The following is a 12,144-nucleotide window of genomic DNA, read 5'->3' on the forward strand; positions in this document are numbered from 1 at the left end:
GAGTGGGGGCGTTCAGCCGGCGGTTGGGCGCACGTCTCGGTTGCTGCGACGCGGCTCGGCTATCCTGCCCGACAGAGAATGAATTGGAATTGACATGGCCAAGCGGCTTACCGCCTACGTGTGCACCGAGTGCGGCGCGGAATACAGCAAGTGGCAGGGACAGTGCACCGAATGCGGCGCCTGGAACGTGCTGAGCGAAATCACGCTGGAAAGCGCGGTGGCTGCCAAGTCGCCCGCCGCGCGCCGCTCGGGCTGGGCCGGCAAGGTCGATGCGCCGAAGATCATGGCGCTCAAGGACGTGCAGCAGACCGAACACCTGCGCGTGAGCACCGGCATCGGCGAGTTCGACCGCGTGCTCGGCGGCGGCCTGGTCGAAGGCGCGGTGGTGCTGGTCGGTGGCGACCCGGGCATCGGCAAGTCGACGCTGCTGCTGCAGGCGGTGGCGAAGATGGCCGCCGGCTTGCCGGTGCTGTACATCACCGGCGAGGAGTCGCTGTCGCAGGTGGCCGGGCGCGCGGTGCGGCTGGACCTGCCGCTGGACAACGTCCACGCGCTGGCCGAAACCCAGGTGGAGGCCATCCTGCAGCACGCCAGCGCGGCCAAGCCGAAGCTGATCGTGGCGGACTCGGTGCAGACACTCTGGACCGAATCGCTCACTGCTGCGCCGGGCTCGGTGAGCCAGGTCCGCGAGAGTGCGGCGCGGCTGGTGCGGTTTGCCAAGGAAACCGGCACCGCCGTGTTCCTGGTTGGCCACGTGACCAAGGAGGGCGGCATCGCCGGCCCGCGCGTGCTCGAGCACATGGTGGACGCGGTGCTGTACTTCGAAGGCGAGAGCGGCAGCCGCTTCCGCCTGCTGCGCGCCTTCAAGAACCGCTTCGGTGCGGTCAACGAGCTGGGCGTGTTCGCGATGGGCGAGAAGGGCCTGAAGGAAGTCTCCAACCCTTCGGCGATCTTCCTCTCCGGCGGCAGCACCCGTCAGCCGGGCAGCTGCGTGATGGTCACCCGCGAAGGCACCCGGCCGCTGCTGGTTGAAGTGCAGGCACTGGTGGACGCCTCGCCACTGTCCAACCCGCGCCGCGTGGCGGTGGGCCTGGAACAGAACCGGCTGGCGATGCTGCTGGCGGTACTGCACCGCCACGGCGGAGTGCTGGTCGGCGACCAGGACGTGTTCGTGAACGTGGTGGGCGGCATCCGCGTGCAGGAAACCGCCGTGGACCTGCCGGTGCTGCTGGCGGTGCTGTCGTCCCTGCAGGACCGGCCGCTCGCCGAGAAGACGATTGCTTTTGGCGAAGTCGGCCTTTCCGGCGAGATCCGGCCGGTACCCAACGGCGAAGACCGCCTGCGCGAAGCCGCCACGCATGGCTTCAAGCGCGCCATCGTACCCAAGGCGAACGCGCCGAAGACCGGCAGCGTGAAAGGCATGGAAGTAATCGCGGTAGAGCGTCTGTCAGAGGCCATCGACGCGATCTGAATCCGTCGCCCTGCTGTGCTAGTTTTCCGCTACTGGATCCCACGAAAACGACTGCATGCAAGACGACGCCCTGGATGTGACCGGCCCCAGCGAGATCCGCCGCGCCGGGGTCGACCTCAATGGATTGATGACGGTCCTCGGCAAGCACCTGTACTCCACTCCCGTGGTGGCGTTGCGCGAGCTGGTACAGAACGCGCACGATTCGCTGCTGCGGCGGCGCCTGGAGCAGCCTGGCTGGCAGGAAGCCGGCCGGATCGAGGTGCGCGGCGACGCGGCCAACGGCATCGTGCGCATCATCGATACCGGTGCGGGCCTGACCCAGCAGGAGATCCACGATTACCTGGCTACGGTGGGCGTGGGCTATACGCGCGGCCTGCGCCAGGCGGGCGCCGACGACGAAGGGTTGATCGGCATGTTCGGGCTGGGGTTCCTTTCCGCGTTCGTACTGGCGCGTCGGGTGACCGTGCGCACCACGTCCTACCAGCAGCCCGCGCTGGGCCACTGCTATGTCTCCAGCAATGCGGAGCAGTACACGGTGTCGCCGATGCCGGCCCGCGCGGTCGGCACCGAGGTGGTGCTGGAACTGCATCCCGGCTACGCCCATCTCGCGCAGGAGTCCAGGCTGCGCGACATCCTGGCACGCTACTGCGCGTTGCTGGGCGAACCGATCCACATCGGCCAGGACCCGCGCGCGGTCAATCCCGAGCCGCCGCCCTGGCGCCCACGGGCGGGGGTCGCACTGCACCCACTGCAGGCGCAGCGCCGCGCGCTGGAGTTTGCCGCGCAGTTCGAGCGCAGTTTCGAACCCATTGCCTGCATGCCGCTGGGTGCCGGAGTTCAGAGCGACGCGGTGGGGCTCCTATGGGTACAGGATGGCGCAACCTACGGCACCAGCGACAACCGCAACCTGTCGGTGTTCGTGCGCGGGATGCTGCTGGACGACGATGCGCGCGATCTCCTGCCGCCCTGGGCCGGCTTCATCGGCGGCGTCATAGAGTCCGGCCGACTGACGCCCACCGCCAGCCGCGAAGATCTGCAGCGCGATGACATCTACCACGCGGTCCAGCACGCCTTGTCGGAAGCGCTGATCGACGGGCTGGCAGGCATCGCCATGCAGCAGCCCGAGGCCTGGCGCCGGATACTGGCGCGGCACAATGAAGCGCTGCTGGGCGCATCACTCTGCGATGAGCGCCTGTTTTCGCTGCTGCTCGAGCACGTACGCATCCCCAGCTCGCACGGCGATGTCAAGGCCGGTGAGCTGAGGTCGGGGGGCGCGGTCCACGTGATCCTGGACAGCGGCGGCGGTTTCGAGGAAATGCTGTTCCGTGCGATGGGTGTACCGGTGGCGCATGGCAACCGCTATGCGGTGGTGCCTTTCCTGCGCCGCTGGGCCCAGGCCAAGGGCGTTCGCCTGGTAGAGCTGGGCACCGAACAGGGAAACCGGGCGCTGTTCCGTACCGACACCCTGCCAGAGGTGGAGCTCGACTGGTTGCAGACGCACCTGGGCGACGGTGAGCAGCTGCTGCCCGCGCACTTCAGCCCGCTCGAGCTGCCGGTGGTGGTGGTGCCTGATCGCGATGCCGAGCTGAAGCGCCGCCTGGAAGACGACGAAAACAACAAGCGCGTCTCGACGGCCGCGCTGCGCCTGGCGCGCCAGTTCACCGCCCGGATTACCGCGCGGTCACCCACGCGCCTGTACCTCAACCTGGACAATCCGGCCGTGCGCGCGCTGCTGGCCGCAATGCGCGCCGACCACCCGCAGGCGGCTGCGGCTGCGCGCCTGCTGCGCTCGGTGAAGGTCATCCTCGGCGCGCAGGGGCGCGCGCAGGACGACGGCGTGGCCAGTGGTGATCTCAATCGGGCATTCGGCGGCATTGCCGATGCGGTGCAGCAGATGCTGCAGGCGCGCTGAAACTTACATTGCAACGATACGCAACACAGGACGGCAACGCGTGGATATCTGGAACTGGGTGGGGAAGCTTCAGGACGACCTCGACGAGGCAGGACAGGCACAGGGCGCGCAGTTGCTGACGCGCTTGACCGATGAGGTCTGCGAGCTGCGCATGGACCGCGTGGATGCGCTGCTGCCGGAAGCGCGCGCGCTCGGCAAGACGCTGGCCAATCCCTGGGTGGAGGTATTCGTGGGCCATTGGGAACTGCGCAACCGGGTAGGCAATCGCCTCGAGGGCGAGGCGGCCTTGGGCGATACCGTTGCGTTGTTCGAACGTGCCCATCGCCCCGATACCGTGGAGTGTCCCCAGTCGGTGTGTGTCACCCAGGACCTGGCCGCCTGTTACGGCAATATCGACGGACCGGGGTGGGTGTCCGAACGCATCGAGGTGTGCGACGAAACGCTGGCGCGGATCGACCCGGGCTGGGCCTGTTACCAGTGCCTGAGCTGCGAGCGGGCGGACGCGATGATGGACGACGGCAACAGCCAGGGGGCGCTGGATTACCTGGATGCCCAGGCCAGCGCAGTGCTTGCCCACGGCGGCACGGTCGACGACAGCTTTCCGGAGATGCGCGTGAAGATCCTGCTTGGAAGTGGTCGCGCCGCCGAGGCGCTGGCGTTGATCGACCAGCGCCAGGGCGAGGTGGACGCAGGCGACTACGACGAACCGGCCAACTGCAGCGTGCCACGCCGGCAGTCGCGCGCGTGGGCGCTGGCGCAGCTGGGCCGCGACGACGAAGCGTTGCAGGCGATGGTGCCTTGGGCGCAGTTGTCGCCCAACTACCGCCGCATGTGGGCGCACACGGTGGCCCTGCTGGTACGCAGGGCACCCGAGCGCAACAGCTGGGACCTGGGGCGCCGGCTCAGCCTGACCCTGGCGCACTTCGCTCAGGTTGGCGCGCACCGCATGGTGGTGGAAATCGCGGGCCTGTGCGTGGAGATGGCGCTGCAGCGTGGCGCGCCGTGGAGTGCACGACGCCATCTGGCGCTCGCCCGTGAGCACGTGACCCGGTTGCGACAGGACCGAGGTGCTGCGCAGGCGGTGGCGGCGATGGCGGCGGAGATCGACGCCGCTCCGGCTGCGGCCTCCGCGCCGGTGCCCGCCGAGCTGCTTCTGGAGTGGCTGGCAGGGCAGGACGGAAGCGGGCGTGACCCGGAACGCGAGGCGCAGTGGCTTCTGCAGGCTACCCAGGAACGGCCGGAGGATGCCGCGCTTCTGGACATGGCGGCCTCGGCACTGGCTGCCTGTGGTGCCGGGGAGCAAGCGCTCGCACTGCTATGGGCCTTTGTCGAGCGCCATCCGCACCAGGATGTCGCCCCGGCGTATTCCCTGGCGCGCATGCTGGTGGAGCGCGGCGACCAGGTCGGGCTCGACCGGCTGGTGCGGCACTACCAACGGCAGGTGCCAGCGTTCGCGCTGTGGTGTCATGCCCGGATGGCGCACAAGCTGTCTGACTGGACGGCAGTGGAGCAGGCCTGTGCGGCGCTGCTTGCGCTGTCGCCCGACGCGCAGGAGGCGCGCAGCCTGCTGGCCGGGGCGCTGATGTCGATGGGCCGTTTCCAGGACGCCGCCGCCCACTATCGTCTGCTCACAGAAGCGACGGATGCGCCGCGCAGTGCGTACTGGGACCACATGACCGCCGCCAGCGCCGCCCGCGATTGGGACGCCGTACGCGCGTCGGCCGCCGCGCTTGGCATGGCACTGGAGGGCAGCGAAGGTGTGGTCGAGGAGGCCTGGGGCACCGTGATCATCCGCTCCATGGACCCGAACGATCCGATCGAATACTACGCACGCCGCACCGGCCCGGTCACGGCCCGGATCGTGGAAAACGCACCGTCCAACCGCCGCCAGCGGGTCGGCGACTGGGTCGTCTTCGACGCAGCGCTGGTCTACCCGGCGCCGGAAGATGAGGACGAACGCAGGCATTTCATGCCGACCTATCCTGAAATCCACCTGCTGGAAGAGGGCGGCTATGCAACCAGCTGGCTGGTGGACGGCGTGCATCCCGGCGAAGAGGCGTGGAACGCATTCTCCGAGGCCGTTGCGGCCCAGGGCTGGAAGCTGTGGACCCATAACCGGGACGATTACGAGGTGGTCGACACGCAGGCTGGCGACGTTGCGCTGCCGGGCGTTCTGTTCACCGTCGCCCAACCGCGCGGGCAGCTACCGCTGGTGCTGCACCGCTTCCTGCTCGAAGCCACTGTTGGCTGGCCTCACCGCATGTGCTGGCTGCGCTTGGCGGAGTCGTGCGATCAGGACGAACAGCCACACCTGGACGTCATTGAGCGGTACGGTCTGTAGGGCCCAAAGGGCGCAACCGGCTAGCGGGAGCGCCCGAACACCAGCTCGATCGCAAACTGGCTGCCAAAAAACGCCAGCAGCAGCAGCGCCATCGCCGTCAGCGTCCAATGCACGGCCTTGGCGCCGCGCCAGCCGTAACGGCGGCGGCCGATCAGCAGCACGCCGAACACGATCCACGAGAGCACGCTCAGCACGGTCTTGTGCACCAGCTTCTGCGCCAGCAGGTCGTCCACGAACAGTACCCCGGTGACCAGGGTCAGGGTCAGCAGCGCGAAGCCTGCCCCGATCACCCGGAACAGCAGCGACTCCAGGTCCGCCAGCGGCGGCAGCGCACGCAGCCAGGGCCGGAAGTCGCGACGGCGCAGGGCGCGTTCCTGCAGCCACAGCATGATCGCCAGCAGCGCGGCCACGCTCAGCGTGGCGTAGGCCAGCAGCGCCATCCAGGCGTGCGTGGCCAGCTGCCAGCCCAGCGGCTTGCTCGGCGCGTGGCCATAGGCGTGGTACGCGCACAGCAGCACCGCCGCCATCGGGAACACCAGTACGCCCAGCGTCGCCATGCGCCCGCGCGCGGCCACCAGCGAGGTCAGCCAGGCCATGCCCAGCCCGACCAGCGACAGCGCCGCGAAGAAGTGCATGTCCGGCCCGCCGCTGGTGCGGATGGCCACCAGCGCGTGGTAGCTGCCGTGCAGGACCATGGCCGGGATCGCTGGCCACAGCCAGCCCGGGGAGGCGGCGGCGTCATCGCGCACCACCGCGCGCACCAGCAGGCCGGTGGCGGTCAGGTAGAGCAGGGTGGCGATGAGAACGATTGTCATCGTGCCAGTTTCTCATACAACGCGTGGCCCCGGGCCCGGCCCGGCGACCGGCTATACTGTGGGTCTCTTTGTCTTTCGTTCTGAACAGGTTGCCTCCATGTTCGAGTCCCTGACCCAGCGCCTCTCCGGCACCATCGAGCGGCTGCGTGGCCGCGGTCGCCTCACCGAGGAAAACATCCGCGAGGCCACCCGCGAGGTCCGCATCGCGCTGCTGGAAGCCGACGTCGCCCTGCCGGTCGTGCAGGCACTGGTCGAGCGCATCAAGGTGCGCGCGGTCGGCCAGGAAGTGCTCAAGTCGCTGACCCCCGGCCAGGCGCTGATCAAGATCGTCCGCGACGAACTGACCGCGGTGATGGGCTCGTCCGCCTCGGACCTGAACCTCAACGTGCCGGCCCCGGCGATCATCCTGATGGCCGGCCTGCAGGGTGCGGGCAAGACCACCACGGTGGGCAAGCTGGCCAAGCACCTGAAGGACAAGCGCAAGAAGAAGGTGATGGTGGTGTCGGCCGACGTCTACCGTCCGGCCGCGATCGAGCAGCTCAAGACCCTGGCCGACCAGGTCGGCGTGCTGTTCTTCCCGTCCAGCGCCGACCAGAAGCCGGAAGCCATCGTGCGCGCGGCGATTGACGATGCGCGCAAGTCGTTCGTGGACGTGCTGCTGGTCGATACCGCCGGCCGCCTGGCCATCGACGACGCGATGATGGCTGAGATCAAGGCCCTGCACGCAGCGGTCAATCCGGCCGAAACCCTGTTCGTGGTCGATGCCATGACCGGCCAGGACGCGGCCAATACCGCCAAGGCCTTCGGCGAGGCGCTGCCGCTGACCGGCGTGGTGCTGACCAAGACCGACGGTGACGCCCGTGGCGGTGCCGCGCTGAGCGTGCGCTACATCACCGGCAAGCCGATCAAGTTCGTCGGTGTCAGCGAAAAGCCGGACGGCCTGGACGTGTTCCACCCGGACCGTATCGCCAGCCGCATCCTGGACATGGGCGACGTGCTGTCGCTGGTGGAGCAGGTCGAGCAGCAGGTCGACAAGGACAAGGCGCAGAAGCTCGCCGAGAAGGTCGCCAAGGGCAAGAAGTTCGACCTGAACGACATGCGCGACCAGCTCGAGCAGATGCAGAACATGGGCGGCATCGGCGGCCTGATGGACAAGCTGCCGGGCCTGGGCCAGATCCCGGAGCACCTCAAGCAGCAGGTCAGCCAGGGCAAGGAAGTGCCGCGCATGATCGCCATCATCAATTCGATGACCAAGAAGGAACGCCGCAACCCGGGCCTGCTCAACGGCTCGCGCCGCGCCCGCATCGCGCGCGGTTCCGGCCTGACCCCGGCCGACGTCAACAAGCTGATGAAGCAGTATCAGCAGATGGAAAAGATGATGAGCAAGATGGCCGGCGGCGGCATGAAGGGAATGATGCGCAGCATGAAGGGCATGATGGGCGCCATGGGCGGCCGCGGCGGCCTCCCCTTCCGGTGAACCCGCGAATCCTCGAACGCGCCGACAGTTTCTGTCGGCGTTTTTCATTGCAGGCCCCGATCCTGCTGGCCCCGATGGCGGGCGCCTGCCCGGTGGCGCTTTCGGCTGTACTGGCCAATCACGGCAGCATGGGCGCGATGGGCGCAGTGCTCTCGCAGCCCCAGGACATCGTGGCGTGGATGGACGCGTTCCGCGCCCAGTCCAGCGGCCCGGCCCAGGTCAACGTGTGGATTCCCGACGACGCGCCGCTGCGAGACGCCGCTGCGGAAGCGGCCAGCCGCGCGTTTCTCGCGCAGTGGGGGCCGGAGGTACCGGCCGAAGCGGCCGACGGCGGCCCTGCCGATTTTGATGCGCAGTTCGACGCACTGATCGCGGCGCGCCCGGCGGTGGCATCGACCATCATGGGCGTGTTTTCCGAGACCCAGGTGCAGCGCCTGAAGGTCGCCGGCATTGCCTGGTTTGCCTGCGCCACCACCCTGGCCGAAGCGCTGGCCGCCGAAGCGGCCGGTGCCGATGCAGTGGTCGCGCAAGGCTTCGAGGCGGGTGGCCATCGTGGCGCATTCGACCCGGCAGCGGCCGAGCGCCAGCTGGTCGGGTTGTTCGCCCTGGTGCCGCGCCTGGCCGACCGTTTGCAGGTGCCGGTGATCGCTGCCGGCGGCATCGCCGATGGGCGCGGCGTGGCGGCCGCCCTGATGCTGGGCGCCAGCGCGGTTCAGGTGGGTACGGCATTCCTGCGGACGCCCGAATGCGCGATCGATCCGGCCTGGTCGCAGGCACTGGCAGCAGCCGAACCGGAAGACACCTGGCCGACGCGCGCCTTCAGCGGCCGACTCGGTCGTGGCCTGGCCACGGCCTATGTGCGTGCTGCAGCCGATCCCGCCGCGCCGCCACCGCGTCCGTATCCGGTGCAGCGCGGACTGACCGCGCCGATGCGCGCGCAGGCCACTCGTGAGCACCGCATCGATGCGATGCAGGCGTGGGCGGGGCAGTCGGCCTGGATGGCGCCGGAGCGTCCTGCGGCCGACGTGCTGCAGTCACTGTGGGCTGACGTGCGCGAGCTGCTCGGATGAGCGTGTACTGCAACGGGCACCCTGCGACTGCTGCGGACCTCGCGGCTGCACTGGTCAATTACGGCCACTTCACCTCGCTGCAGGTGCGTGGGGCTGCCGTGCAGGGGCTGGACCTGCATCTGCGCCGGCTGCGGCAGGGAACGGAGGAATTGTTCGGCACCGCGCTGGATGGCACCCGGGTGCAGGCGTGGATCGCGGCGGCGCTGCAGGCCGAAGGTGTGTCCGATGCGTCGGTGCGGGTCACCGTGTTCTCGCGCGCGTTCGATTTCCGCCAGCCGCTGAAGGCGGTGCCGGTGGATGTGCTGGTGTCCGTGGCGGCGCCGGCTTCCATGCGGGGTACGCCGAAGCACGTACGCAGCGTGGTGTATCAGCGCGACCTGCCGCACCTCAAACACGTGGGCACGTTCGCGCTGTTCCAGCAGCGTCGGCAGGCGATGCAGGACGGTTTCGATGACGCCTTGTTCGTGGACGCGCAGGGCAGGATCAGCGAAGGCAGCACCTGGAACGTGGCGTTTGCGCGTGGCGGCGAACTGGTATGGCCGCAGGCGCCGGCCCTGCGCGGCACGCACGAGCGGCTGCTGCAGGCGGGGTGGGGTGGGGAACCGCAACTAGCGCCGGTAGGATTGGATCAGCTGGGCGGGTTCGACGCGGCGATAGGCCTCAACGCCACCGACGTCTGGCCGATCGCGGGCATTGACGGGTACCGGTTCCCCGGATCGGAGGCACTGTCGCAGCGCGCGGCCGAAATCCTGGCCGCCCAAACGTGGATACCCCTGTAGAGACACGCCACGCGTGTCCCGCAGGGCCCCATTCAGGTTCGACGATCTTCCCGGGCTTGGAATGCCCAGCCCCCGCCGCTATAATCGCCGGCTTACCGCGCCATCCTGGCGACTGGGCAATAGAGGAAATACCACCATGGTCAAGATTCGACTGACCCGCGGCGGCGCCAAGAAGCGTCCGTTCTACCACATCATCGTGACCGACTCGCGCAGCGCGCGCGACGGCCGCAACATCGAGCGCGTCGGCTACTACAACCCGGTTGCCCAGGGTGCCGAGTCCCGCATCGTGCTGGACCTGCCGAAGGTCGACGCATGGGTCGCCAACGGCGCCCAGATGACCGACAAGGTCCGCAACCTGTACAAGGAAGCGACCAAGGCCCAGGCCGTCGCGGCCTGATCCTGAAGGGCCGCGCCTGGCGCGGCCCGTCGGCATACGCAGATGAAAGATACCGAGCGCCGCATCCTGCTGGGCAGGATTGTCGGCGCTTTTGGTGTGCGAGGCGAGATAAAGCTCGAGTCCTGGACCGAGCCGCGTACCGCCATCTTCAACTATCAGCCCTGGATCCTGCGGACGCCCGCCGGCCAGGAGAGCACCCTCAAGGGCGCGCGTGGACGCCAGTCCGGCAAGCATCTTGTGGCGGTGTTTCCCGATGTCACCGACCGCGACGTGGTCGAGTCGATGTTCGGAACCGAAGTCTATGTAGCACGCAGCGCACTGCCGCCGCCGAAGGCCGACGAGTATTACTGGGTCGACCTGGAAGGCCTGCAGGTGCGTACCGTTGAAGGCGTCGAACTGGGCCGGGTCTCGCACCTGTTCTCGACCGGCTCCAACGACGTGCTGGTGGTGCAGGGCGACCGTGAGCGGATGATTCCGTTCGTGCAGCCGGACTTCGTGGTGTCGGTGGATTTCGAGGCCAACCTCATCGTCGTCGATTGGGACCCGGAGTTCTGATCGATGCGCATCGACGTCATCACCCTGTTCCCGGAATTCATGGCGCAGTCGGCCGCGCTGGGCGTGGTCGGCCGTGCGGCCGAGCGCGGCCTGCTCGACCTGCATGGTTGGAATCCGCGTGACTACGCCGAGGGCAACTATCGCCGGGTGGACGACCGTCCGTTCGGCGGTGGCCCGGGCATGGTGATGCTGATCGAACCGCTGCGCGCCTGCCTGGCGGCCGCCAAGGCGGCCGACCCGGCGCCGGCGCCGGTGATCTACCTCAGCCCGCAGGGCAAGCCGCTGACCCAGGCCAAGGTCCGCGAACTGGCCGCGCTGCCGCGCATGATCCTGCTGTGCGGCCGCTATGAGGGGGTGGACGAACGGTTCCTGGCAGCGGAAGTGACCGAGGAAATCTCGATCGGCGATTACGTGCTGTCCGGCGGTGAGCTGGGCGCGGCGGTGATCGTGGACGCGGTGACCCGGCTGCAGGAAGGCGCCCTGAACGACGCCGAATCGGCCGCCCAGGACAGTTTCGAAGGCCCGCAGGGGCTGCTGGACTGCCCGCACTTCAGCCAGCCGGCACACCATGAATGGGGCGATGTCCCGGACGTGCTGCGCTCCGGCAACCACGCCGCCATCGCCAACTGGCGCCGCCAGCAGTCGCTGCTGCGGACCTGGCTGCGCCGCCCGGACCTGCTGGACGAGTCCGCCCTGTCCAAGGCCGACCGCAAGCTGCTGGACCAGGCCAAGGCCGAGCACGGGTCCCCGTAGCGCGGGGCGCCCAAATACGCTAGAATCGCGGATTCCCATCAGGCCTTACCGGGCCCGATGCCGGAAACCCAACAAAAAACGTGCAGCACAGTCCGGTGACTGCATGAGCCCACGTTGTCAAAACGACACGACCACCCGAACACTATCGGTGCACCCATGAGCAAGCTGAACAAGACCATCCTCTCGGATTTCGAATCCGCCCAGATCACGCGCGAGCTGCCGAAGTTCAGCCAGGGTGACACCGTCGTCGTCAACGTGAAGGTGAAGGAAGGCAACCGCGAACGCGTCCAGGCGTACGAAGGCGTTGTCATCGGCACCAAGAACGCCGGCCTGAACTCCGCGTTCACCGTCCGCAAGATCTCGCACGGCTACGGCGTCGAGCGCGTCTTCCAGACCCACAGCGCCATCATCGACTCGGTCGAAGTGAAGCGTCGTGGTAAGGTCCGCGCCGGCAAGCTGTACTACCTGCGTGGCCTGGAAGGCAAGGCTGCCCGCATCAAGGAAGATCTGGCTGCCGCTGCGCAGGCCAAGGCCGCCCGCCTGGCTGCCAAGAACCAGTAATTCCGACCGGCAC

Annotated in this window: 11 protein-coding genes; 10 read left to right on the forward strand and 1 reads right to left on the reverse strand. The window is 68.2% G+C overall.

The genetic code is table 11. From position 1 onward, the window contains the following. Positions 1–94 precede the first annotated feature (94 nt). From radA to PDM28_RS05950, 3 genes are read left to right on the forward strand one after another with little or no spacing between them, the layout of a single operon-like run. Positions 95–1,471, forward strand: coding sequence for a DNA repair protein RadA (radA, locus tag PDM28_RS05940; protein WP_311184151.1), 1,377 nt, complete (start codon positions 95–97; stop codon positions 1,469–1,471). 55 nt (positions 1,472–1,526) lie between these two features. After that, complete coding sequence (locus tag PDM28_RS05945; RefSeq protein WP_311184153.1) at positions 1,527–3,383, forward strand: ATP-binding protein; 1,857 nt, start codon at positions 1,527–1,529, stop codon at positions 3,381–3,383. A gap of 40 nt (positions 3,384–3,423) precedes the next feature. Further along, positions 3,424–5,724 carry a tetratricopeptide repeat protein gene (locus tag PDM28_RS05950; RefSeq protein ID WP_311184154.1) on the forward strand — a complete coding sequence of 767 codons (2,301 nt, stop codon included), beginning with the start codon at positions 3,424–3,426 and terminating at the stop codon, positions 5,722–5,724. Positions 5,725–5,744: 20 nt separating this feature from the next. On the opposite strand, the gene PDM28_RS05955 is transcribed toward PDM28_RS05950, so the two are convergent. Then, the gene (locus tag PDM28_RS05955; RefSeq protein WP_102946759.1) at positions 5,745–6,539 is read right to left on the reverse strand and encodes a cytochrome C assembly family protein; all 795 of its coding nucleotides are present in this window, start codon (positions 6,537–6,539) and stop codon (positions 5,745–5,747) included. 97 nt (positions 6,540–6,636) lie between these two features. Here PDM28_RS05955 and ffh point away from each other — a divergent pair, with 97 nt between their 5' ends. The 7 genes from ffh (at position 6,637) to rplS (ending at position 12,131) form a co-directional block, all read left to right on the forward strand. Continuing rightward, a complete protein-coding gene (gene ffh / locus PDM28_RS05960; protein ID WP_311184155.1) occupies positions 6,637–8,016 on the forward strand; it encodes a signal recognition particle protein in 1,380 nt (459 codons plus the stop codon). Positions 8,017–8,090: 74 nt separating this feature from the next. Further along, positions 8,091–9,086, forward strand: coding sequence for an NAD(P)H-dependent flavin oxidoreductase (locus tag PDM28_RS05965; RefSeq protein WP_311184652.1), 996 nt, complete (start codon positions 8,091–8,093; stop codon positions 9,084–9,086). Continuing rightward, on the forward strand, positions 9,083–9,865 hold the full coding sequence (locus PDM28_RS05970; protein ID WP_311184156.1) for an aminotransferase class IV family protein: 783 nt from the start codon (positions 9,083–9,085) through the stop codon (positions 9,863–9,865). Before PDM28_RS05965 ends, PDM28_RS05970 begins: the two co-directional genes overlap by 4 nt. Positions 9,866–10,001: 136 nt before the next feature. Further along, positions 10,002–10,262: a 30S ribosomal protein S16 gene (gene rpsP / locus PDM28_RS05975; protein WP_070208354.1), complete on the forward strand. Its 261-nt coding sequence runs from the start codon at positions 10,002–10,004 to the stop codon at positions 10,260–10,262. Between the two features lie 42 nt (positions 10,263–10,304). Then, entirely contained in the window at positions 10,305–10,817 is a 513-nt protein-coding gene (gene rimM / locus PDM28_RS05980; RefSeq protein WP_311184157.1) for a ribosome maturation factor RimM, read from the forward strand. Between the two features lie 3 nt (positions 10,818–10,820). Beyond that, positions 10,821–11,570, forward strand: a complete 750-nt coding sequence (gene trmD / locus PDM28_RS05985) for a tRNA (guanosine(37)-N1)-methyltransferase TrmD (protein ID WP_311184158.1) — start codon at positions 10,821–10,823, stop codon at positions 11,568–11,570. 156 nt (positions 11,571–11,726) lie between these two features. Continuing rightward, positions 11,727–12,131, forward strand: coding sequence for a 50S ribosomal protein L19 (rplS, locus tag PDM28_RS05990; protein ID WP_070209559.1), 405 nt, complete (start codon positions 11,727–11,729; stop codon positions 12,129–12,131). Positions 12,132–12,144: the final 13 nt, after the last annotated feature.

It is taken from the genome of Stenotrophomonas aracearum (assembly GCF_031834615.1).
GTDB classification, from domain to species: Bacteria; Pseudomonadota; Gammaproteobacteria; order Xanthomonadales; family Xanthomonadaceae; genus Stenotrophomonas; species Stenotrophomonas aracearum.

Coding starts and splice junctions, on each gene's coding strand:
- ffh (WP_311184155.1), top strand. CDS start 6,637: ATGTTCGAGTCCCTGACCCAGCGCCTCTCCGGCACCATCGAGCGGCTG.
- radA (WP_311184151.1), top strand. CDS start 95: ATGGCCAAGCGGCTTACCGCCTACGTGTGCACCGAGTGCGGCGCGGAA.
- PDM28_RS05955 (WP_102946759.1), bottom strand. CDS start 6,539: ATGACAATCGTTCTCATCGCCACCCTGCTCTACCTGACCGCCACCGGC.
- PDM28_RS05965 (WP_311184652.1), top strand. CDS start 8,091: ATGGCGGGCGCCTGCCCGGTGGCGCTTTCGGCTGTACTGGCCAATCAC.
- rimM (WP_311184157.1), top strand. CDS start 10,305: ATGAAAGATACCGAGCGCCGCATCCTGCTGGGCAGGATTGTCGGCGCT.
- PDM28_RS05945 (WP_311184153.1), top strand. CDS start 1,527: ATGCAAGACGACGCCCTGGATGTGACCGGCCCCAGCGAGATCCGCCGC.
- rpsP (WP_070208354.1), top strand. CDS start 10,002: ATGGTCAAGATTCGACTGACCCGCGGCGGCGCCAAGAAGCGTCCGTTC.
- rplS (WP_070209559.1), top strand. CDS start 11,727: ATGAGCAAGCTGAACAAGACCATCCTCTCGGATTTCGAATCCGCCCAG.
- trmD (WP_311184158.1), top strand. CDS start 10,821: ATGCGCATCGACGTCATCACCCTGTTCCCGGAATTCATGGCGCAGTCG.
- PDM28_RS05970 (WP_311184156.1), top strand. CDS start 9,083: ATGAGCGTGTACTGCAACGGGCACCCTGCGACTGCTGCGGACCTCGCG.